This is a genomic window from Agrobacterium sp. ST15.13.013 (assembly GCF_027956525.1).
Classification (GTDB): domain Bacteria; phylum Pseudomonadota; class Alphaproteobacteria; order Rhizobiales; family Rhizobiaceae; genus Agrobacterium; species Agrobacterium salinitolerans.
Genome location: NZ_JAQKGP010000014.1, coordinates 99,327 through 120,530 on the forward strand (window position 1 = coordinate 99,327; position 21,204 = coordinate 120,530).

20 protein-coding genes and 2 pseudogenes are annotated in these 21,204 nt (G+C 56.9%); 15 read left to right on the forward strand and 7 right to left on the reverse strand.

Features of this window, described 5'->3' with window-relative positions; all coding sequences use genetic code 11:
* Nucleotides 1-114: 114 nt before the first annotated feature.
* Nucleotides 115-1,269 (reverse strand): RHE_PE00001 family protein, encoded by a 1,155-nt coding sequence (locus PL597_RS15620; protein WP_271365661.1) that lies wholly within the window; start codon nt 1,267-1,269, stop codon nt 115-117.
* Nucleotides 1,270-1,458: 189 nt separating this feature from the next.
* Between PL597_RS15620 and PL597_RS15625 the strand changes: the two genes are divergently transcribed.
* From PL597_RS15625 to PL597_RS15680, 12 genes and pseudogenes are all read left to right on the forward strand, one after another.
* The gene (locus PL597_RS15625) at nt 1,459-2,610 is read left to right on the forward strand and encodes a site-specific integrase (RefSeq protein ID WP_271365663.1); all 1,152 of its coding nucleotides are present in this window, start codon (nt 1,459-1,461) and stop codon (nt 2,608-2,610) included.
* A gap of 47 nt (nt 2,611-2,657) precedes the next feature.
* Complete coding sequence (locus PL597_RS15630) at nt 2,658-3,821, forward strand: ATP-binding protein (protein ID WP_271365665.1); 1,164 nt, start codon at nt 2,658-2,660, stop codon at nt 3,819-3,821.
* A 111-nt stretch (nt 3,822-3,932) separates the two neighbouring features.
* Nucleotides 3,933-4,184, forward strand: a complete 252-nt coding sequence (locus PL597_RS15635) for a type II toxin-antitoxin system prevent-host-death family antitoxin (RefSeq protein ID WP_271365666.1) — start codon at nt 3,933-3,935, stop codon at nt 4,182-4,184.
* Nucleotides 4,181-4,601: pseudogene (locus PL597_RS15640) on the forward strand (type II toxin-antitoxin system VapC family toxin). Before PL597_RS15635 ends, PL597_RS15640 begins: the two are co-directional and overlap by 4 nt.
* 37 nt (nt 4,602-4,638) lie before the next feature.
* Nucleotides 4,639-5,283: a DUF6904 family protein gene (locus PL597_RS15645; RefSeq protein WP_271365668.1), complete on the forward strand. Its 645-nt coding sequence runs from the start codon at nt 4,639-4,641 to the stop codon at nt 5,281-5,283.
* A 153-nt stretch (nt 5,284-5,436) separates the two neighbouring features.
* Nucleotides 5,437-5,789: pseudogene (locus PL597_RS15650) on the forward strand (integrase); the annotation flags it as partial.
* Between the two features lie 170 nt (nt 5,790-5,959).
* Nucleotides 5,960-6,640 carry a permease gene (locus tag PL597_RS15655; protein ID WP_254229252.1) on the forward strand — a complete coding sequence of 227 codons (681 nt, stop codon included), beginning with the start codon at nt 5,960-5,962 and terminating at the stop codon, nt 6,638-6,640.
* Nucleotides 6,641-7,425: 785 nt separating this feature from the next.
* Nucleotides 7,426-7,593: a hypothetical protein gene (locus PL597_RS15660; RefSeq protein ID WP_217005717.1), complete on the forward strand. Its 168-nt coding sequence runs from the start codon at nt 7,426-7,428 to the stop codon at nt 7,591-7,593.
* Nucleotides 7,594-8,703, forward strand: a complete 1,110-nt coding sequence (locus PL597_RS15665; RefSeq protein ID WP_271365669.1) for a PAS domain-containing protein — start codon at nt 7,594-7,596, stop codon at nt 8,701-8,703.
* Between the two features lie 11 nt (nt 8,704-8,714).
* Nucleotides 8,715-9,140, forward strand: a complete 426-nt coding sequence (locus tag PL597_RS15670; RefSeq protein WP_271365670.1) for a response regulator — start codon at nt 8,715-8,717, stop codon at nt 9,138-9,140.
* A 26-nt stretch (nt 9,141-9,166) separates the two neighbouring features.
* Nucleotides 9,167-9,958, forward strand: coding sequence for a GAF domain-containing protein (locus PL597_RS15675; RefSeq protein ID WP_271365672.1), 792 nt, complete (start codon nt 9,167-9,169; stop codon nt 9,956-9,958).
* A 9-nt stretch (nt 9,959-9,967) separates the two neighbouring features.
* Nucleotides 9,968-11,476 (forward strand): sensor histidine kinase, encoded by a 1,509-nt coding sequence (locus tag PL597_RS15680; RefSeq protein WP_271365673.1) that lies wholly within the window; start codon nt 9,968-9,970, stop codon nt 11,474-11,476.
* Nucleotides 11,477-12,049: 573 nt separating this feature from the next.
* Here the strand turns inward: PL597_RS15680 and PL597_RS15685 are convergent.
* From PL597_RS15685 to PL597_RS15705, 5 genes are all read right to left on the reverse strand, one after another.
* The gene (locus PL597_RS15685) at nt 12,050-13,099 is read right to left on the reverse strand and encodes an ABC transporter ATP-binding protein (protein ID WP_191218480.1); all 1,050 of its coding nucleotides are present in this window, start codon (nt 13,097-13,099) and stop codon (nt 12,050-12,052) included.
* Nucleotides 13,099-14,145, reverse strand: coding sequence for an NAD(P)-dependent alcohol dehydrogenase (locus PL597_RS15690; RefSeq protein ID WP_271365674.1), 1,047 nt, complete (start codon nt 14,143-14,145; stop codon nt 13,099-13,101). The genes PL597_RS15685 and PL597_RS15690 overlap by 1 nt, the downstream gene beginning before the upstream one ends.
* A 7-nt stretch (nt 14,146-14,152) precedes the next feature.
* A complete protein-coding gene (locus tag PL597_RS15695; protein ID WP_271365675.1) occupies nt 14,153-14,971 on the reverse strand; it encodes a carbohydrate ABC transporter permease in 819 nt (272 codons plus the stop codon).
* Entirely contained in the window at nt 14,968-15,831 is an 864-nt protein-coding gene (locus PL597_RS15700; RefSeq protein ID WP_191218483.1) for a carbohydrate ABC transporter permease, read from the reverse strand. Before PL597_RS15700 ends, PL597_RS15695 begins: the two co-directional genes overlap by 4 nt.
* Before the next feature lie 67 nt (nt 15,832-15,898).
* Nucleotides 15,899-17,149: an ABC transporter substrate-binding protein gene (locus PL597_RS15705; RefSeq protein ID WP_271365677.1), complete on the reverse strand. Its 1,251-nt coding sequence runs from the start codon at nt 17,147-17,149 to the stop codon at nt 15,899-15,901.
* 135 nt (nt 17,150-17,284) lie between these two features.
* Here PL597_RS15705 and PL597_RS15710 point away from each other — a divergent pair, with 135 nt between their 5' ends.
* From PL597_RS15710 to PL597_RS15720, 3 genes are all read left to right on the forward strand, one after another.
* On the forward strand, nt 17,285-18,235 hold the full coding sequence (locus PL597_RS15710; protein ID WP_271365679.1) for an AraC family transcriptional regulator: 951 nt from the start codon (nt 17,285-17,287) through the stop codon (nt 18,233-18,235).
* Nucleotides 18,236-18,322: 87 nt separating this feature from the next.
* Nucleotides 18,323-19,024 carry an SDR family NAD(P)-dependent oxidoreductase gene (locus PL597_RS15715; RefSeq protein ID WP_271365680.1) on the forward strand — a complete coding sequence of 234 codons (702 nt, stop codon included), beginning with the start codon at nt 18,323-18,325 and terminating at the stop codon, nt 19,022-19,024.
* A 153-nt stretch (nt 19,025-19,177) separates the two neighbouring features.
* The gene (locus PL597_RS15720) at nt 19,178-19,735 is read left to right on the forward strand and encodes a fasciclin domain-containing protein (protein ID WP_271365682.1); all 558 of its coding nucleotides are present in this window, start codon (nt 19,178-19,180) and stop codon (nt 19,733-19,735) included.
* A 132-nt stretch (nt 19,736-19,867) separates the two neighbouring features.
* Here the strand turns inward: PL597_RS15720 and PL597_RS15725 are convergent, their stop codons facing one another.
* Nucleotides 19,868-21,019 (reverse strand): glucoamylase family protein, encoded by a 1,152-nt coding sequence (locus tag PL597_RS15725; protein WP_217006268.1) that lies wholly within the window; start codon nt 21,017-21,019, stop codon nt 19,868-19,870.
* Between the last annotated feature and the right edge of the window lie 185 nt (nt 21,020-21,204).

Below are 21,204 nucleotides of genomic sequence, written 5' to 3' on the forward strand. Positions count from 1 at the left end.
TATTTCGAACGTTTAGACAGGATTCTTTTCGATGAAAGCCAAGCTCCCATAGCCGGCGAACGACCTCCCGCAATATGACGATTGGGCGGTCCGCAACGAACCTCAAATGCCAAACTACAAGACTCCCCACGCCCGAAACCTCCCCCTCCCCGTCATCTCCCTCAAGCCGAGTTCCAAAACGATCCGCCGCGCCGCCTGCGGGGTGACGTCGAGCGTTTTCGCCACCATGCCGGCCGACACCAACGGTTTTTCTATCACCAGTTCGACCAGCTCTGGCAATTTCGACGACGCTCGCCGCCCCTCCAGCTTCCGATCCATCATCGTTTTCGCCAGCATCAGCCGGTCATGTTCTTTCATGCCGATCTCAGCGGCCAACAGAAGACCCTGGGCGATGGCGAGCAGCCGGGTTTCCCGGTCAGGATGCCGGCGCCGATCGACGGGAATGGTTTTGAGGCCGAGGTTGATGGCGACCAGATGCGCACCTGACGTGATGCCCGCCTGGCGCACGATGGACGCGCAAAACAGCCGGCCGAGCCAGGGCGCATGCTGCAGAACAGAGAGTTCGTTCCAGGCATCGAGGACAACGATCGCCTGTAGCGCTGCCGGCAGATCTTCGGCCTGGCGCAACACGCCGCGCCATTCGTCGAGCCGGGCATCCTCGTCCCAGTCGAGATCGTAAACGAGCGGGTCTTTTTCGGCCGCGGCGCTAGCGCCGACACGGCCGGGCCGTCTGACGCTCTCGATTGCCGCGTCCGACCGTGCCAGCACCGCATCGATGGCGGCATAATCGACGCCGGGAAGATTTTCCGCCTCTTCACTATCGTCCCCCTCCCCTTCCCGCTCGATCATTTTCGCAGGTTCGACGCTGCTGCGGTCCGCGGTGTTTTCAGAACCGTCTGATGGTCCAGGCCATGCTTGGGTCTGTCGCAAGGTTCGGATACCCTCTGCGGACAAGGCCCAGTTCGGTGACTGGCCAGCAATCCGCCGGCGGGTGCGCAACACGTCGCGGGCGATGGTGAGTTCATGGGTAGGGGTGCGGGTATCGCGAAGGGCGTCGTGGAGGACGAGGTCTTCGAGATGAACGAGCTCGCCGTCGATCCACAGCGATGCACAGGCATCGGCGAATTGCATGCGCTCGAGGAAGCCCGCGCCGACGGGAGAGCGGGCGATGCGCTCGTCGAGACGCGCGAGGGCGATGCCGGCGTCGAAAGCCGGCCGCATCAGGGCTGTCATGCTGATTTTCGCGAGATCGTAAGCCATTGAAATCATGGTAAATGATTTGCTAAACGAACTCTAGCGTAATATTATTATTCCTCACTCCCTATGATGCCCTAGGCCACGCCTAACCATCGATAAGTACCCCTTATCGATGGTAGTTGATTTCAGGGCGCAAATCACGCAGAATCGGTGCAAATCACGGCCACGAAGGCCTCTGAATCCAATGATTTTGGAGCGATCGTGGCCAAAACCAAAACATCCCTGAGTGCTGTCGAGCGCCGCGCCGAAGAACTCGACACGATCGCGTCCGTTCTGCCGATGGAGCGCCGCGACGAGCTTGCGGAATTGCTCACCGACCACGACGTCGAGACACTGCGCCATCTGGTCAATGCCGGCATGGGGGCCAACACGCTTCGCGCCCTGACATCAGACCTCGCCTATCTCGAAGCCTGGGCACTGGCCGCGACCGGACAATCCCTGCCCTGGCCGGCGCCCGAGGCGCTGCTGCTGAAATTTGTCGCGCACCATCTGTGGGATCCGGAGAAACGTGCGGCCGATCCGGATCACGGCATGCCTGTAGACGTCGACGACAACCTCCGGCGCCAGGGCTTTTTGAAATCCACCGGCCCGCATGCACCGGATACTGTGCGCCGCCGGTTGGCCAGCTGGTCGACCCTCACGAAATGGCGTGGGCTTCCAGGCGCCTTCGCCTCTCCTTCCCTTAAATCCGCCATTCGTCTGGCCGTGCGGGCCGTCCCGAGGCAGCGCCGTCGAAAGAGCGCCAAGGCGGTGACATCAGACGTGCTGGCAAAAATGCTGGCGACCTGCGCAACGGAGAGCTTGCGCGATCTGCGTGACAGGGCGATCCTGATGGTCGCCTTTGCGTCGGGTGGCCGGCGGCGCAGCGAGATCGCAGGCCTTCGTGTCGAGCAATTGACAATTGAGCAGCCGATCGAGGTGGAAGACGGCCCTCCCCTCCCCTCTCTTGCCATTCATCTCGGCCGCACCAAGACGACGTCCGGTGATCAGGACGATACCGTCTATCTCACAGGCCGGCCGGTCGAGGCTCTCTATGCATGGATGGCGGCGGCAAAGATCGACAAGGGTAGTGTGTTTCGCGGGATCGGGCGCTGGGGTACGGTTTCGAAGCGGGCACTCGATCCGCAGTCTGTCAATGCCATCCTCAAGCAGCGCGCCGAGATGGCGGGATTGGACAGTGGGGAATTTTCTGCGCACGGTCTGCGGGCAGGATATCTGACCGAGGCCGCCAATCGTGGTATCCCACTGCCCGAAGCTATGGAGCAGTCAAAGCATCGGTCTGTTCAGCAGGCTTCGAGCTACTACAATAATACGACGCGGCGTAGCGGTCGGGCCGCGCGCCTCATTGCATAGATAAAACTCTCCTTGCAATTCCGGAACAGTACTCCATAAATGCAAGGATGATTGAGCGAAGAATTGAAGCCGAACTCCTGCATCTGGTGAACGAAAGCCCTGCGGTAGCGCTATTGGGCCCTCGTCAGGTCGGTAAAACGACATTAGCACTCAATATTGGCGAAACCCGACCATCCATCTATCTCGACCTCGAATCGGAAGCAGATCGAGCCAAACTGTCGGAACCGGAGCTTTATCTTGCAAGCCATGACGACAAGTTGGTTATCCTTGACGAAGTTCATCGCCTGCCAAACGTATTCCAGATCCTGCGGGGCTTGATCGATCGCAACCGCCGCGCCGGACGGCGCACCGGCCAGTTCCTGCTACTTGGCTCAGCTTCTATCGATCTCCTCAAACAATCCGGAGAAACGCTGGCTGGCCGCATAGCGTATCTTGAAATGCAGCCTGTCGACGGATTGGAAGTGCCGGTAGATGCACTCGAGAGACTTTGGCTACGGGGTGGTTTTCCCGACAGTTTCCTTGCTTCCAGCGACCGTGGAAGCATGCGCTGGCGACAGGATTTCATTCGCACCTATCTCGAACGCGATATTCCGCTTTTGGGGCCACGCATTCCTGCCGAGACGCTGAGGCGGTTCTGGACCATGCTGGCACACCACCAGTCTGGTCTTCTCAACGCAGCCGAACTCGCCCGTTCGCTGGGGGTAGATGGCAAAACCGTCGCGTCTTACCTCGATCTTCTTGTCGACCTGCTACTGGTGCGTCGTCTCGAACCCTGGCATGCCAATGTCGGCAAGCGGTTGGTCAAATCACCAAAAGTCTATGTCAGGGACAGCGGCATTGCCCATGCGCTGCTTGGGCTTGGAAGCGCTGAACAATTACTTGGTCATCCAATTGCCGGCTCCAGTTGGGAAGGCTTCGTGATCGAAACACTGATCGCGTCCTCGCCTGACGGCACTGCAGCCAACTTCTACCGCACAGCGGCGGGAGCCGAAATCGATCTCCTGCTGACTCCTCCAGGCGAAAAGCCTTGGGCGATAGAGATCAAGCGAAGCCTTACGCCTAAACTCGAAAAAGGGTTCTACCTTGCCTGCGAGGATTTGCAGCCGCAAAAACGGGTCGTTGTCTACCCCGGCCAAGAGGCCTTCCCTCTTCCAAACGGTGTGACGGTAGTGTCCCTTTCTGCGGCCGGTCGCCTATTGCTTGACCGATAGCCAAATCCTCATTGATGGGGATAGCCTGCGGGCCAGCGTAACTCCTCGACGCATTTTTCCCTAAACGTTCGATAACGTTGACTTATCGGACGTTCTTGTCATTGTAGAGAAATGGCCCAAATCATCGAGCATAACAGCAAAATTCACGTCGAGAAGACCCCAGCGCTGGAACGTGCGCAATTGGCGCCTCAGACAATTACCCGCAACGGAAAGCCGAGCGTGGTCGTCGTTTCCACAGAAGAGTGGCACCGGAAAACTGGGCGGAGGGGATCGCTCGCGGAATTTCTGTTGGCATCGCCTCTGCGCGGCGCGGATCTGGATCTTGAACGGCAGCACGACGAGCCAGGTGACTTGTCGTTATGAGGCTGCTCCTCGTCACGAACGTTCTGTCGGAAGTTACGAAACCTCGCCCGGATGAAGCTGTTCTCAAGTGGGTTCACGGCCTGGACGAAGACCGTACGTTCATCAGCATCGTGTCGATCGCTGAAATTCGCCGCGGTGTCGCTGATGGATGCTGGGCGAAAGCGCGACGCCCTGGACACATGGCTCTCATATGATCTGCCTCAACGCTTCGAAAACAGGATTATTCCGGTGGAAGGGCCTGTCGCCTTGGCCTGGGGCGACCACATGGCGCTTGCCAAGCGAAGCGGTCGTGGGCTCGCCTCGATGGACGGGCTGATTGCAGCCACTGCCGTTGCTCACCAGTTGACGCTTGCGACGCGCAACACCAAGGATTTCGAAGGCTTCGGAATAAATATCATCGCCCCCTGGACTGCTTGATCAGCCCCCTCTTCGTCGATGGAAAGGATTAGTCTGGATGCTCTCCTACACTTTGCTCAAAAACCACGCTGGCATTTTGCTCGTCGGAGACTACATGTCGCTGACTTGGCTTCATGAGGTCGTCCATGATGTGAATGACCGCTCGCCGCTTGTCGTCGACAAGGAAGGCTCGTTTTTGGGCTTGGCCTACGATGTGCGCAAAGCGTTTGAGCGCCAACGTGAAGTTATTCAGCCGCCAAAGCATTTTGAAGAAATCGGCGTTCGATACGGCGTCCAGATCCTCTGGCCTGTTCTTATGCTGCAGCAGAGGCTGCTCAGGCAATCTCTCGCATTCCTCAATCATACAGCCAAGACCCAAGCCATTACCTACGCCCTGGAAGCAGTCATCGAAGATGCACTGCGCGAGGATTTTGGTGCACAGGCAGAGAATATCATCGCACTTTGGCAGCGCCTCAACCCGGCACAATCTCAAGTGTTCAATATGATGAATAGTCGTGGAGGTATCTTTTGTTCATGGACGAAGGCGCAACGGAAGTCCGGGTTTGCGCAGCTGCTTTCGAGTTTCGATCCGATGTATGACCGCTTCTACGCTATGCGATTGAAGAACGGCGAACGGAACCTGATCTCTCCGGCAGAGTTCGCGGCATGGGATAATGCCGAATGGCCGGATCCTCGGTGGTAGATCGCATCCACCCAGAGAAAGATCTCAACAGGATAGGCCCCTCCCCCCGCTGGATGTTGAAGCCGCACCTCAAAATCTCAAAGAATTTTCCGCTTAGCGCTTCAATTTAAATCGGGAAGTAAAAGCCACAGCCGGCATCCGCAACGGCCATTCCCGGTCGCCGCAGTCAAGACCTGGATCAAGTTCGCCAAGCTGCCTCATGGCCCCCTGTTTTGCCGGGTGACCGGGCAAGGGAAAGTTGTCGGCTCAGAGCGGCTGAACGACAAGGAGGTCGCTCGGCTTACGAAAAGGGCCGCAATAGACGCAGGCGTTCGCGGCGATCGCAGCAAGATCGAGCGCGCCTACAGATTCTCCGGTCATACCCTTCGCGCTGGTCTAGCTTCGTCCACCGAAGCCGATGAATGTTGTGTCCAGAAACATTTGCGCACGTCACTGCTGAGATGGCAAGGCGGTATCAACGGCGTCGCGACCGTGTCCGCGTAAACTTGACGAAAGCTTCAGGGCTTTCGCCGGCCCTCTCCTCTCCTAAAGTTTCAGTCGCCGGTCCAGGCGGCCAGGGAGTTAGATGTCTGCAACCACGGACTTGCCAATGCAGCAGTGACGTAGGACATTCTCGCTGGTATGAGAGAGGCTGCGTATACAGGAATTAGGTGAGAAGGATCGGCATTTGGACTTCATGAAGCTGCTCAAGTCGCTCGAAGAGCTGCTCTACGAACTCGTCTCATGGCTGGTCTTCTATCCTGTCACGATGTGGCGCTCGGTCGTGCGGCCGCTCGGCATGATGCGCTACGCTGACATCGAACTCACTGACAAGCCGGAAGACCAGTATCAGGATACTCTCAGCCCGCCGCTGTTCCTGCTGATCACGTTGCTTCTTTCGCAGGGACTGTCCGCTTTATTGCCGTCGGTTTACGATCCGAACGAAGCCGTCCGGGAACTAGGGTCCGTATCGAACCTTCTGATCGCACGAGGTGTAATCTTTGGTATTTTTCCCCTTTGCATGGCCGTAACTCTTCTGCGATCGAAGACGCTCAGCATCACGCGCAATTCGCTCCGCCCGCCTTTTTTCAGCCAGTGTTACGTCGCAGCGCCCTTTGCCTTCGTGCTCGTTCTAGGTCTGGATTTTCTCAGCATACCTCAAGGCCAAGGTACGCTCGCAGGTATAGTCGCAACGGGAATGGCCCTGACATGGTATGCACAAGCGCAGGTGCGCTGGTTCATGCATGATCTGCGCATCGGCGCGGCAAGAGCGCTCACCATATTCGTCGGCGCATTTCTCCTTGCTACGGTCGCCGCATTCCTCGTCGCGATGGTAATTACTCTCGATATCAAAAGCACAGCACCCCTAACTGGCTGATCAGTCGAAGGATAGGAGAATAACGCCGCCATATTATGGCTCGCGGTAAATCCGCCATTCGTCTGGCCGTGCGCGCCGTTCCGCGAGCCCGAGCGCGCAACGCGCAGATCGACGAGTTGCGGGCCGCCGGCTGTGAGCGGACAGTGCGCGCCTAACCAGCACTTTAAATACTATTGCGCAATTCGTTGACCATCATCTATGGGATCCGGAACAGCGGCCATCGGTGCGCAGCACGGCCGAAAATCTATACGCATCACCCTGCGGCCCATTCGTATCTCCACACTTACATTTGCAAACCTTGTCAGCTGACAAGGTTGAAAAACTTTTGCGCCAATCCGTACCGGCGCCCGGCGCCAGTGTGGTCGCGCGGAGAGTTATCCGCGCACTGAGACTACGAAACCCAGCGTCAAAACCTTGTCAGCTGACAAGGTTTTCAGAAAATGTGTCCCGTCAGGTGATCCATGAAACAAATGCATCTGGGTGACTTATTCAACATAAAGCCGTTTGCTTACCGTCAAGGGGGAGGGCTCGACCAGGTGAGGGGCATGTAGCACAACGCCGACGGACTATCCTCGGGAGTGTCGATGAAGTGATTCCAATGTCGTGGAAACCAGCTGAATTCCGCGCATTCGTTGGGGCACGGAGCGTGGCCAAGCACGAAACAGAACAGATGCAAATGTTATTACGCACTGAAGCGTGACAACCAGCCCAATCTTAACGAGGCATATGGGAGACGCGAGGCGCGAATATCAATGTAGGGGAGGGGAGGGTGGTCGCTTCCCGCCATGAGCGAGAAGCGCATCGTCATCTTTGACCAACGTCCCCAGCGGCTGATAACGACGGCCATGAAGAGGTCGCTTTCCATCCCTGCCATCACCCGCCATTTTTTTGCAGACAGTGGAACAAAATTCGAAATGAAACATTTCATGGGCGTGCAATTTTCAGGACGCTGAATGGAAGACGACTCCCACTCTCGGCAGGACGCTAAAGACGCCGGAGAGCGTCTCGTCTCAGGACATGCATCGGAAGATCCATTTGCGGCGGCATTCAAGGCCACCCGCATGCCAATGCTGATTACAGATCCTCGACAGCCCGACAATCCCATCATTTTCTGTAATAGTGCCTTCTGCACCCTCACGGGCTACGCCGTAGAGGAATTGGTCGGACGGAACTGCCGTCTCCTGCAGGGCCCAGAGACCGATCAGGCCGCAATCAGCAAACTGCGTGACGCCGTTACATCGGAAAGAGACATATCTATCGATATTCTGAATTACAGAAAGGATGGCTCGAAGTTTTGGAACGCGCTTTTTGTCAGTCCCGTGCGCAACGCTTCCGGAACCGTGATCTACTTCTTCGCCTCGCAACTCGACTTCACCAATATCAAGAGTAAGGAAGCTGAGCTCGCCCGCGCCCGACATATTGCCGAGGAGGAAGTGGCGCTAAGAACGGCCGATCTGACCGAGGCTCTGCGCACTAAAACGGCGCTGGTCCATGAAGTCGATCACCGCGTGAAAAACAACCTCCTGACGATCGCGTCCATCGTCAAGCTGCAGGCGCGAATGACCGATAACGAGGTTGTTGAGCGGACATTGATGTCCGTACTGAACCGTGTTGAAGCGCTTAGCACCGTTCAGCGCAAGCTTTTGAACGATGAGGATGTGGGCCATTTCGACGTTGCGGATTTCGCCAATACCTTGATGCTGGACAAGGTCGGCGCCCTCAAAAGGAAAGATATCAATCTCACGTCAGACCTTCATGAGGTTGTGGTTCCCGCCACCAAGGCATCACCTTTAGCCTTGATCATCAACGAACTCATTGGAGATGCCATCGGCCGGGGCCTGAGAGAAGGCGGCGGCGATTTACATCTCGAGGTGAAACGGCTCAATGGCCACTTCCTCGTACGTGTCATGGACACAGTCGCGCCCGTGGAGGTGGATAGCGAACAGGCCGCCTTCAGCAAGAAGATGTTGGAGGCGTCATTGAGGCAGCTGCGTGCAACGATCGTGAGAACCGTCGATGATCGCCGGACTGATGTCCGGGTCACACTTTCTATAAAAGACTAAGAGGAAATCTTGTGAAAATTTTGATTGTCGAAGATGAGGCTTTGCTGGCTATGGAGCTTGAGAGTGAAGTTGAGGAGGCCGGGCACGAGATTGTGGGCGTGGCAGCCGACAGCAAGCATGCATTTTCGCTAATAGAAAAGGCGTCGCCACAGTTTGCCTTTGTGGACATTCAGTTGCTGGATGGATCCACGGGTATAGACGTCGGCCGACATCTCGCGTCCCGCTCAATTCCATATGTTTTCGTTTCCGGAAACCTGAAGCGAATACCGGAGGATTTTGCGGGCGCGCTTGGGGCGATTGAAAAACCATACACGATGAACGGACTGCAAAACGCGCTTGAGTTCATCGAAACCGTCGTCAGTGGTGATCACCGGTCCGTCGCCGTGCCGCCAAGCCTAGTTTTGTCACCCGATTTGCTCGCCGCATTGTCGACGTGAGATACCTCCGTGATTAGGGGTTGACCTTGAACTCACCATCTGGACGCATTGAAGCCGTTCGCAATTCTGGATTGCTTGACGTTCAGGGCCAATCCGAATTCCAGGATATTATCGAGGTTGTCAAAGCTGGCCTGAAATGCCCCGTGGCTCTGATTTCCATTCTCGACGAGCATCGGCAAGTGTTTATCGCTCATCTGGGGCTTCCGGAAAAATGGGCCGAAGCCGCAGAAACGCCGCTCACCCATTCTTTTTGCCAGCACGTGGTTCGCGACAAAATACCCCTGATCATTGGGGACGCTACACTTCACCACCTTGTCAGAGACAATCTGGCCATCATCGACCTGGGCGTGATTTCTTATATGGGCGTCCCGGTGACGATGCCAGATGGCATGGTAATAGGAGCGATTGCAGCGATTGACGGAGAGCCGCGAAGCTGGACCGAAAGCGAACTGGAACTGCTTAGCCGGATCGGGCGGGTCGCATCCAATCAGATTGCCACCTTCATCTCTGAGCGTCGCTGGGGTGCACTTTTTCAGCAACTGGAGGAAGGCATCGTTGTCGGCTCTGTGCTCCGAGATCTGGACGGTTCGATTATCGATTGGCGGTTTGAGACGATCAATCCGGCATGGAGTGTTCTGCTTGGCATGCCCGGGAACAATGTTCCAGGTCAAACAATGCGCGATGTCTTCCCCGACTTCGAAGAAGAATGGGTTTCTGATGTCGCCGAAGTCATGGAGACCAGACAAAGCAAACGTTTCACGCGCAAGGTCCGCTCGCTGGAGCGTTGGTTTGACGGGTATGTGCAGGCGACCGGATAAGACACATTCGTGATAATCTTCGTAGATGTCACCGATCGCATGCAGGCGGTCGAGGCATTGCGCAACAGCGAAACGAAGTTACGACTGATTGTTGAAGGCGCCAAGGATTACATTATCCTGACGCTTGATGACAAACAGCGTATCACCAGTTGGTTTGGCGGCGCCGAGGAAACATTCGGCTGGTCGGAAGCGCAGATGCTCGGCCAACCATTTGAGGCGATATTTTCGGCGGACGATCGGGCGGAATATGCTCCACAACTTGAGATTGAAACAGCCGCTCGCGACGGTGTTGCGCCCGCCCGTCGATGGCACGTTGCAGCCGATGGTACGAGGATCTTTCTCGACGGGACGATACGACCACTGCCCAACCATTCCTCATCCCATCTCTCGGGTTTCATCAAGGTTGCAAGAAACGCAACAGTACAGAAACTGTCCGAAGACAGGCAACTCGCCTTCCTGGAACTCGGAGAAAAAATCCGCGAACTCGACTCCGTTGCCGATGTCGCCTTCGCAGCTGCGGAAATCATGGCTCGAAACCTGCAAGGAGCAACGAGGGCGGGCTACGGTATCGTTGACCCCATCGCCGAGATCGTCGAGATGCTGCCTGACTGGTGTGCGGCCGGAATGTTCACCGTGGCTGGCAGTCATCAATTTCGCGACTACGGATCATATATTGAGGACCTGAAACGCGGCGAGCTGATCATCATAACGGATGTCGCTGCCGATCCGAGGACCATGGATTCTGCGGAACTTCTGAACTCGCTGGGTATTTCCGTGCTGGTCAACGTTCCGATTCTTGAGCGGGGCGCTTTCGTCGGCGTCATGTTTGTACATTACGACAAGCCGCATGAATTTTCGCCTGAAGAACGTGACTTCGTGCGTACGATTGCGGACCGGACACGCGAGGCGATTGCCAGGATCCGCGCAGAGCAGGAGCAGCAGGTTCTCAATCACGAAATTAGCCACCGTCTCAAAAACACACTAGCGATGGTTCAGGTGATCGCCACCCAGACCCTTCGGCCGGTTACGGACAGAGCGCCTGTTGAAGCCTTTACCAATAGGTTGCATGCCCTTTCCAAGGCACATGAAGTCCTGCTCAATCAGGATTTGTCCTTTACACGCATGGTAACTGTAATCGATCCCGTGCTGCGACAGCTATCCCTCCCTGATCGCTACCACTTGTCAGGGGTGGATCTGGAAATTGGCCCCAAGACCGCCTTGAGCCTTGCGCTCCTAATGCATGAACTGGGCACAAATGCGCTGAAATACGGGGCGTGGTCCACTGATGCAGGTCGCGTCGATGTTTCCTGGAAAATCAAACTTGTCGGTGATGAAAGCACACTCATTCTCAAGTGGAGTGAAAAGGGCGGTCCTGCGGTAGCGCCTCCTTCCGGAAAAGGGTTTGGGTCCAAGCTTATCCGCCTCGGCCTGATGGGAAATGGCGGTGTTGAAATCCATTACGACACTGATGGAGTGCGCGTCACCATGAATGCGCTAGTCTCACAGCTTGGGCAGTAACATCTCATCGAACCGATCAGCCGAGTACCATAGTCGGCGAACAGGTCAAAGATCGCCTGTGACGTCGCCCGAAGACATTTTTCCAACGTGATAGGAAAGTTAAAACCGTAAAAACCAATTCCAACTTGAGCAAATGCGATTCTGGCGCCTGGCAAGCCGGCCAAACTCCGATTTTACACTGAACGTCCCCAGCGACGTGGATTGCTGCCGTCCATCAAAAATCCTCCAACCCCATCGGCACATCCTTCGCCTTAAGTTGGCAAGTATGCCGTTGACTTTCCACCATGTCCGGGAGGCTCGTCGATATTTGATAACGTGGGCAGAGAAAACCGCAAGGCGTTCCGGCTTCCAGTATCTGCACGGCGCAAGGGTTCTACGCGCCGTTTTTCACTGAGGGGATTCCGATGACGTTTCCGCATCTTTACCTACCCGCGTAACCGTTTTGATATCAAAACGTGTTTGGGGCCGATGGAGACGGTGGATGGCAGACGCAAGAGGGGGCGAGGGCGCCCCGATCGGGTCCAAGCGTTCCGTCGCATTGTACGACGCCATCAATGTCCAATCTCACCACGGTCAATTCAACCTGAGGCCTGATCCAGGATCAAAAACGTGGATATCCGATGGGGCGACTTCGACACCAACCATCTCACCAATCGCCGGCCTTACTTCGGCAGGCACGGAAATGTTGATTTCGTGTCGATCATTCTTGAGGCAGATAAGACGGGTCTCACCGTGGAACTCATTGCGCTCCACTCTGCCTCGGAATGACTGGGCATCTTGGCTCAGTCGGAAGGATCCCGGCCGGATTCCGACTGTGACTTCACCGGAGCGCAGGCCTGCTGGAGCCATAAATCGGACGAGGTCGTCGCCGAGCCAATCCCGCGTCATCTGCAACTGCAGGAAGTTCATGTTCGGCGTGCCGATGAAGCCGGCGGCAAACACCGTCCCGGGCGCCTGATAAATCTCCTCGGGCGTGCCCATCTGCTCGATTCGGCCGTCTTTCATGAGCACAATTCGGTCTGCAAGCGTCATGGCTTCGAGCTGGTCATGGGTCACGTAGATGCTTGTCGTTCTGAGGTCTTTGTGAAGCCGAGCGATCTCAACCCTAAGGCTGCCGCGCAGCTTGGCATCAAGGTTCGAAAGCGGTTCATCGAAAAGGAAGACTTCCGGCGTCTTGATCATGGCGCGGGCAATCGCCACACGCTGCTGCTGTCCACCGGAGAGCTCGGTGGGCTTGCGCGCGAGATAGACGCCGAGTCCCAACGCATCGACCACAGGCGCCAAACGCTGCTCGATTACAGCCTTGGCAATACCGGCCCTCTCAAGACCGAAGGTGATGTTGTCCCGGACACTCATATGGGGATAGAGCGCGTAGTTCTGAAACACCATGGCGATGCCCCGGTCGCCTGGATCGCGTTCGTTCATCCGCTCGCCGCCGATGAAAAGATCTCCGCCGGAAATTTCCTCTAGCCCGGCAATCATGCGCAGCATGGTGGATTTTCCGCAACCTGACGGACCGAGAAAAACGACGAATTCGTGGTCGTCGATCTTGAGGTCAAAATCCCGCATGACCTCGAGCGAACCATAGACTTTCCGGATTCCCCGGCACTCGACGGTAGCCATCAATGCGTCTCCCCGTTCACGACAATCTGCAGCTTCACATCCTCTGGCCGGCCTTCGGCGGCCCTTTCAAAGGCAGCTATCGATTGATCGAAGGCATAAGTGCTAGAAACCAACGGCTTCAGATCAACCTTGCCGGCGGCAATCAGCGCCAGTGCGCGATCGAACACGTTGGCGTATCGGAAGACCGTTTCGATACGGCATTCGCGAAAGCAGGCCGCTGAAAGGTCCACGACCACCGGTTCCGGTGGAAGGCCGACGATGACAACCGTTCCGCCCGGACGCACAATCTTGAAGAGATCGCGGACGGCGGACGGCGCACCGGAGCATTCAAAAACGATGTCCGCTCCCCATCCTTGCGTTGCCTCATTAACGGTCTGAACGAGATCCACCTCTTTCAGATTGACACCCGTGATGCCGCCATAGCTTTCGGCAAGCTTCAGCTTCGTGGCGGAAATGTCCGAAATCAGAACTCGCGAGCAGCCGCCGGCAAGAGCGGCCAATGCCACCATGATGCCGATCGTGCCGCAGCCGGTCACAACCGCGGTATCGCCGGGAGTGATGTTGGCCCGGGCGGCAGCCTGCATGCCGACGGCAAATGGTTCGACCATCGCACCTTCAGCGAATGAGACGTTGTCCGGCAGCCTGTAGGTGAAACTCGCCGGATGAACCGTTTCGGGGCACAACACGCCGTGCACCGGCGGCGTCGCCCAGAAGGTGACGGCGGGATCGACGTTGTAGAGGCCGAGCCGGGATGCGCGTGATTTCGGATCGGGAATGCCAGGCTCCATGCAGACACGGTCGCCGACCTTCAAATGGGTGACATTGGCGCCGGTTTCGATAACGGTTCCGGCTGCCTCGTGGCCGAGAACCATGGGCGCGTTGACAACGAAATCACCGATGCGGCCATGAGTGTAATAATGCACGTCGCTACCGCAGACGCCGACGGTATGGAGACGAATACGAACGTCATCCGGCCCCATTTCCTGAGAAATTTCGATGTCGCGCAGGGAAAGTTCGCCGACACGTTCGAGGACAAGTGCTTTCATGGTTCAGTCAACCTTGATCAATTTTTTTGGAAAATGCAGCATTGAGGCCACCGGCAAGCACGCCGAGCAGGATCAGTGGTGGCAGCGACAAAAGCACGACGGCGGCGTTGAGGATGCCCCAGGGCACGTTCATACCGAGCTGCGACATTTCGGACGCGATGATGGGTAGGGTCTTCGCCTTAGAGGTCGTCAGCATCATCGCAAGCAGGAACTCGTTCCAGACAAGGACGAAGGAGAAGGCGATCGCGCCAAATACCTGGAAACGGGCAATCGGCAGGGCGATGCGGAAAAAGGTCGCATAAGGGCCAAGTCCGTCCACCCTCGCAGCTTCTTCTACGTGCAGGCTGACGCGCTCGAAAGCCGGGACGGAAAGCCATATGGTGATCGACGCCGTCACAATGAGATAGGTCACGATCAGGGACAGTCTTGTGTCGTACAGATCAAGGCCGAGCCAGATGACAAGCATCGGAATGGCGATAGCGACGGGCGGCAGGAAGCGAAGCGACAAGACAAAGAACTGCGCCTCCGCTGTGATCCTGTTCTTAAACCGGGCAATCACATAGGCCGCCGGCACACCAAGCACCGATCCGAGGACGACCGCACTCGAGCAGATGATCAAAGAGTTGGTAAGCGCACGCGCGACCGAACGGCGGTTAAGCACATAGCTCATATTGTCGAGGACAGGCTGGAAGACTAGCTTCGGCGTCGAGACCAGCAGGTCGGCATTGGTTTTGAAGGCGTTTAGCAGGGTCCATAGCAGCGGCAGCACCACGAGCGCGGCGGCCAGAACCAGCAACAGCCTGAGCAGAAAGGTAGAGACTTTCATCGGTTGAGCCTCTTCCAGGTGAAGGTAAAGGTGACGATGGTCAGGACCATCATGATGACGGCCATGGAGGAGGCGTAGGAAATCTTGCCGGCTTCGATGAAACCCTGGGAATAGGCGTACATGTCCAGCGTCTCGGTGGAGATGCCGGGACCACCGCGCGTCATGACGTAGACGAGGTCGAAGGAGCGCAGGCTCTCGATCGCCTTGACGAGCAGCAGGCTGATCAACGGTGCCTTCAGCATCGGCAAGGTCACGAAACGATGGATTTCGAAGCGGCTCGCGCGATCGATACGTGCGGCTTCCAGCGGCTGCGGCGGCAAAGATTCAAGAAGCTTCAGGATGATTACTGCAAAGAACAGGCCCCATTGCCAGACATCAACGAAGGCAACGGCAAGAAGGGCTCCGAGGGGCGTCGACAGAATATCGGGCGTGATGCCCGTGAGTTCCCTGACCGGCCAGGTCAAGGCGCCGTAGAGCGGATGAAAGGCGAACTTCCAGACGAAAGCGGCGCAAACGCGAGGCAAAAGAACCGGAATGATGAAAAGCACGCAGAGCACGTTTCGCAGGCGAGGGCTAGCGGCTTCGAACATCGCGATCCCGAGAGCAAGACCTGTCACCATGGTCATCGAGACGCTGATGACCTCCCACTTGAAGGACACCCAGAGCGCGTTCACAAAACGTGCATCTGAAAACAGCGCGAGATAATTGGCAAACCAGACATAGTCCGCGTCGGGCGCCGAAAGGGTGCGGTTTTGCAAGGAGATATTGATTGCGTAGACCGTCGGCACGAGCGCCAGAACGATCAGGATGGCCAGAGTGGGTCCAAGAAAGACGTAAGGCAGCGAGCGGCCTCGGCGCATAGCAGATCCTCGGGTGGGGAAAAGGGGGCGCGTCACTGGACGCGCCCGTCAGACGGCCTGGGAGGCGTTAGAGTTTGGCGGCGAAGGCTTCGAGTTCGTTCAGCGTTGCCTTGATGTCGGTGCGGCTGCCAGTGATCAGCTCTTCGAGCATGATGCCCCACTGGTTGCCCAGTTCCTGCCAGCGCGCATCCTGCCAGAAGGTGACGGTGGTCTTCTCGCCAGTCGCCGCCATGGCATCGGCAAGGTTCTGACCAAAGGTCTTGGCATATTCCGGGCTCTGATAGGTGCTGGTGCGCGTCAGCTCGCCCGGCTGGCCGGCGGCGAGGCGGCGAGCTTCCTGCTCCTTCGATGTCGCCCAGGCAACGAAGAGACCGGCGCAGGCCTTTTCCTCGTCGGTCTTATTGGCCTTGGAAGCAATCGCAAAACCATGGGCGTAACCGGCGCCGGGCAGCGGCGACGGCGGAACCGAGAAGGCGACCTTGTCCGCAACCTGGCTCTGAGCCTTATCGACAGACATACCGCCAAGAGGTGCGGATTCGATGATGATCGCCACCTTGCCGGAGCGGAAAGCGCCGGTGGACTCATCCCAAGAGCCGGTCTGCGTGCCCGGTGCGGAGTATTTAAACAGCTCGAGATAGGTCTCGGTCGCCTTTAAGGCGGCATCCGAGTTGAAGGCTGGCTTGCCGTCCTTAAACCACTCGCCACCATTTGCTTTGAAGAAAGGCATCCACCGCCAGACATTGGCACCAGAACCACGCTGGCCGCGCAGGGCTGTGCCGTAGACACCGTTTGCCGGGTCATGCAGCTTCTGCACAGCGGCGAAATATTCATCCCAGGTTTTCGGCGGGGCAATGCCTGCCTTCTCCAGCAGGTCAGTGCGATAGACCATCAGGTCGCCGCCGCCCTGCACAGGCGCGAACCACTGCTTGCCGTCATATGTCGCAGCGGCGCGCATACCGGCGTCGAAGTCGTTGTAATCGTATTCTGCCGGGTAAAGGCCCTCGAGTGGGACGATCCAGTTGGAGGAGGCAAAAAGCGCAAGATTGGCTTCATCGACATAATAGACGTTAAAGCTGCCGACGGTTGAGGCGTCAGCCTGCGACTTTGCGCGGCGATCGTTCTCGTTGAGATAGCTGATCTCGAAACCAGCGCCCGAGAGTTCTTCGAACTCGTCGACATATTTTTCGAGAAGTGTCAGTCCGTCGCGCGGCTGCGCCAGGACACGCACATCGCTGGTGCACTGTGCGGCGGCAAAAGCGTTGGATGCGGCAAAAAGAGCAATAACCGCGCAGCCGGCGCGGAGAGCGTTCAGTGTCATGATGTCCTCCCTTGATGGCAACTCCCTCGCCATCGACCGGGCAAGATTTGCGCAAGTGAAGGGTTCAAACTAGTTGGCCTCCGTCACAGAACTGGTATTATCTTGACATTTATGCGCCATAACGTGAGCAGTTGAATGCCTATTGCATCAGACTTTCCTCAATCAGTCTCCGAGACCTTTACGGCCACACGTGAGCAGATCGTGCTGCCAGGAGGCGCATCCTATCTGATCCGCCGGGACGACTATCCCAATCCGATCTGCATCTGGAACTATCATCCAGAATGGGAAATCCACTTCATTCCTGATGCGACCGGCTTTGCTTATGTCGGCGACTACATCGGACCGTTTCGCCCGGGACATCTAGTGCTCACCGGGACAAACCTTCCTCACAACTGGATCACACCAGGCGCGCCCGCTTTGCCCGGCCGAGACATGGTCCTGCAATTCGATGCGGATGCGCTGATCGGCATCCGCGCGGTCTGCCCGGAGTTTGATGTCCTTCACCGGCTCAAGCCTCTGGCGCAACGCGGAATCGAGGTTCTGGGTGAGGACTCGTTCTCAATCGGTGCGAAAATCCTCAAGTTGCACGCGGTGGGACACCGCGGCGGACTAGGCCTGTTTCTGGAGATCCTCGAGGACATCGAAGCAGCTGCGGAAAAGCGGTTGCTCGCCAGCGAACACTTCATATCCGTCTATAATCAGGTCTCTGACCGCAGGCATCGCCGGATCGATCAGGCGATCCAGATCCTCCAATCCAATCCCGCCGCGCAGATGCAGGAAGTGGCCGAACTTGTTGGCTTTGAGCCATCGGCATTTTCCCGCGCCTTCCGGCGTCTGACCGGGATGAACTTTTCCGACTACAGCCGGTCGGTTCGCGTCTGGCGCGCACGCACCCTGCTTGCCGAGACGGAGACGTCGATTACCGATATCTGCTTCGAGGCGGGCTTCAACAACCTGTCTAACTTCAATCGTTACTTTCGCATGGAGATGGGGCTAACGCCCCGGGCTTACAGAAAGGCGGCTCGCATCAGGGCGAATTCCGTTTTAGCGGGACCATCAGCGAAATTGGGTTTGCCGATGACCTGATCGGGCCTGTTTGTGCAACGCTTTCTGACCCGGTGCGTTCTATCAACAAGCTTGAGTTTCCAGCTCAGCGCTGAAGGACCAAAATCTATGCTGCAATCCCTTGCAGACGGTTACAGGGCGATCGTCATAGGCGCATCCGGCGGTATAGGAGGGGCCGTCATGTCCCTGCTTGAAGCCGATGCTCGTTGCGCGTACGCCCTGCCGCTGTCTCGCAGCAAGGACGATCTGGACATCACCGATGAGAAAAGCGTTGCCGCCGCCGCCAGCCGTCTCGGCGACCAGCGCGGAACCTTCGATCTGATTTTCAACACCACCGGCGCCTTGACCATTGATGGCGTTGGCCCTGAAAAGTCGATCAAGGCGATCGATCCCTTGCAGATGGCCAAACAGTTTGCCGTCAATGCGATCGGACCAGCCCTGCTGCTGAAACATTTCGCGCCGCTTTTGAAGCGCGAAGAAAAATGCGTTTTTGCCTCGCTGTCCGCACGCGTCGGCTCGATCGGAGACAACCGGTTGGGCGGCTGGATCTCCTACAGGGCTTCCAAGGCAGCCCAGAACCAGATCATAAGAACGGCGGCAATCGAGATCATGCGCACCAATTCGCAGGCAATCGTCGTGGCGCTTCATCCCGGAACGGTCGCGACTGATTTGTCGCAACCGTTTTCGAAGGGGAGGGATCGGTTCGAGCCGGAAGAGTCTGCCGCGCGTCTTCTGAACACGATAGACGCCCTTACCGCGGGTCAGACAGGCCAGTTCTTTGCCTACGATGGCGCGAGAATCGAATGGTAGTCCTCGCCCTCGCAGAACGATTTTAAAGGCCGGTCTTCATTTCCTGAAACTTTTCTGTCAGCCTTTTCGTCTTTTGTCTCGCTCCAATGAAGGGGTGTCTGCCCGAGGAGGCGCGCAATTGGCGTCGGGGCAATTGAACAAGAGGACGTTACGATGATCCGGTCTGCAATACAGAACCTTGCGCTTGCCACAATCGTCTCTGCCATTTCGACTGGCGCTTTCGCCGCCAACCCGAAAGTCGGTGGCGCCGCCATGTATGAAAACAAAAACATCGTTGAAAATGCGGTAAATTCAAAAGACCACACAACGCTTGTCGCGGCCGTCAAGGCCGCGGGCCTGGTGGAGACGTTGCAGGGCAAGGGACCGTTCACGGTCTTTGCGCCGACCAACGAAGCATTCGCGGCTTTGCCCAAGGGCACCGTCGACAATCTTTTGAAGCCTGAGAACAAGGCGCAGCTGACCAAGGTTCTCACCTGTCACGTCGTCGCAGCTGACGCCATGTCCAAGGCCATTGAAAAAATGATCAAGGACGATAACGGCACCCACGACGTAAAGACTGTGGGCGGATGCATCCTGAAAGCCAAGGAAAGCAAGGGCAAAATCACCCTCACCGACGAAATGGGCGGTGTCGCGCATGTGACGATCGCAGACGTTAAACAGTCGAACGGCGTCATTCACGTCATCGACAAGGTTCTGCTTCCCAAAATGTGACAATTGCATCGCTGAAAACAAAATGGCTGGCTCAATTCCGAGCCAGCCATTTCTGTATCAATCGTTGTCGTTTCGAGAAAGGACGGCAACGCAAGAGTTGAACAGGCCACCGTCCAAGAGGGCAGATGACAACTACCGGACCTCCAGGACGTCGTCTGGTTCCCGGTATCTGTTTGTGCGAAACCCTAGCTTGACCATGCCACGTCTGACTTCCCCCGCATTCATGAACAAATCCCAGATGAGGCCGCTGCGGTGGTTTTCCATCATCGCTACCACTGGACCCTGATTAATGGCGAGATGCGTTTTGGAAACCCAGCCGGAGGACGGCTGGAAAGAATCCATCAGCCCGAAACGCCCCTTGAGAGCGCCGCCACGCCACTTCAGGAAGCGCATGGCTGCCTGTTTTGATCGAGCTGGAAGGAACGGCATGCTGGATAGCGCAGCCGTCGTGGCAATGATGCCATGATCATCGGTTGGGGAATTGACGACATATCCCTTCGGCCCATCACAGGCGGACAGACCCCATCCGTCCTGCCGCTCGTAGCGAGTGCTGCAAACGCGATAGTTGATAAGGCTGTGCGCGTAGACCTGTTCACGATAATCGTCGCAATAGGCATCACCCAGACCGCGCGGATCGAGAGTGCAGAACGAATATTGCGACAGGAAAAGCGGTCCTCCATAGGGCTCCCCGAGCGGGAGCCTTATGCCAAGATACATCGCGTTGTTTTTGATGTCGCCATTGCGCGCCCAGCCGGCGTGGTAGGACGAGCGGTCTACCGCATGCGCGGCCGATCCTGCTGCAAGGACGTAAGCGACCAGTGCCTCGTTCCAACCCACAATCGGCAGGTTCTTCGCCCAGCCATATCGGGGGCTCCAATGCCAGAAGAGAGGGCCGGGCTTTCCGCGTGTAAACCAGTCCCACTCCACTGTCTCGACGATGTCGGTAACCGACCGGCGCAGATCGATTTCGCCAAATGTCTGCCCGTCAAAGAACTCTCGGGCACAGATCAGCGCCTGAACCAGAAGTGCAGTTTCGACAAGATCGCCGCCGTCGTCGTACTTGGCAAATGGAATTGTCTTGCCGCCGGATGTGTGGACAAAATGTGGAAAGGCGCCGTGAAATCGTTTGACCCTGTCGAGAGATCGTAGCATGCGGTTTGCCCGATCGAGTCCGTCCTGCCTTGTTATCCAAGAGCGATACACGCCAACGATCAGCGCAAGAAAACCAAAGCCGACCCCGGATATGGAGGTGATTTCGTGGATCGGCTGGCCATCTGATTTCATGCGGTCCCGGGGAAGTCCGCTGTCAGGATGGCTACCGGACCAGAAATATTCGAAGGTACTGTGATGCAAGTCATCGAGTTCAGCAGAAAATTCGTCCGTCACTTCCAACCTTCGGCGACCAGCAGCAAATCAGGAGCAGATGAGCAGACAGGATTATCCGACTCGGTAATTGATTCCAAATACAC

Coding starts and splice junctions, on each gene's coding strand:
- PL597_RS15620 (WP_271365661.1), bottom strand. CDS start 1,269: ATGATTTCAATGGCTTACGATCTCGCGAAAATCAGCATGACAGCCCTG.
- PL597_RS15630 (WP_271365665.1), top strand. CDS start 2,658: ATGATTGAGCGAAGAATTGAAGCCGAACTCCTGCATCTGGTGAACGAA.
- PL597_RS15635 (WP_271365666.1), top strand. CDS start 3,933: ATGGCCCAAATCATCGAGCATAACAGCAAAATTCACGTCGAGAAGACC.
- PL597_RS15645 (WP_271365668.1), top strand. CDS start 4,639: ATGCTCTCCTACACTTTGCTCAAAAACCACGCTGGCATTTTGCTCGTC.
- PL597_RS15655 (WP_254229252.1), top strand. CDS start 5,960: ATGAAGCTGCTCAAGTCGCTCGAAGAGCTGCTCTACGAACTCGTCTCA.
- PL597_RS15660 (WP_217005717.1), top strand. CDS start 7,426: ATGAGCGAGAAGCGCATCGTCATCTTTGACCAACGTCCCCAGCGGCTG.
- PL597_RS15665 (WP_271365669.1), top strand. CDS start 7,594: ATGGAAGACGACTCCCACTCTCGGCAGGACGCTAAAGACGCCGGAGAG.
- PL597_RS15685 (WP_191218480.1), bottom strand. CDS start 13,099: ATGGCTACCGTCGAGTGCCGGGGAATCCGGAAAGTCTATGGTTCGCTC.
- PL597_RS15690 (WP_271365674.1), bottom strand. CDS start 14,145: ATGAAAGCACTTGTCCTCGAACGTGTCGGCGAACTTTCCCTGCGCGAC.
- PL597_RS15695 (WP_271365675.1), bottom strand. CDS start 14,971: ATGAAAGTCTCTACCTTTCTGCTCAGGCTGTTGCTGGTTCTGGCCGCC.
- PL597_RS15700 (WP_191218483.1), bottom strand. CDS start 15,831: ATGCGCCGAGGCCGCTCGCTGCCTTACGTCTTTCTTGGACCCACTCTG.
- PL597_RS15705 (WP_271365677.1), bottom strand. CDS start 17,149: ATGACACTGAACGCTCTCCGCGCCGGCTGCGCGGTTATTGCTCTTTTT.
- PL597_RS15710 (WP_271365679.1), top strand. CDS start 17,285: ATGCCTATTGCATCAGACTTTCCTCAATCAGTCTCCGAGACCTTTACG.
- PL597_RS15715 (WP_271365680.1), top strand. CDS start 18,323: ATGCTGCAATCCCTTGCAGACGGTTACAGGGCGATCGTCATAGGCGCA.
- PL597_RS15720 (WP_271365682.1), top strand. CDS start 19,178: ATGATCCGGTCTGCAATACAGAACCTTGCGCTTGCCACAATCGTCTCT.
- PL597_RS15725 (WP_217006268.1), bottom strand. CDS start 21,019: ATGAAATCAGATGGCCAGCCGATCCACGAAATCACCTCCATATCCGGG.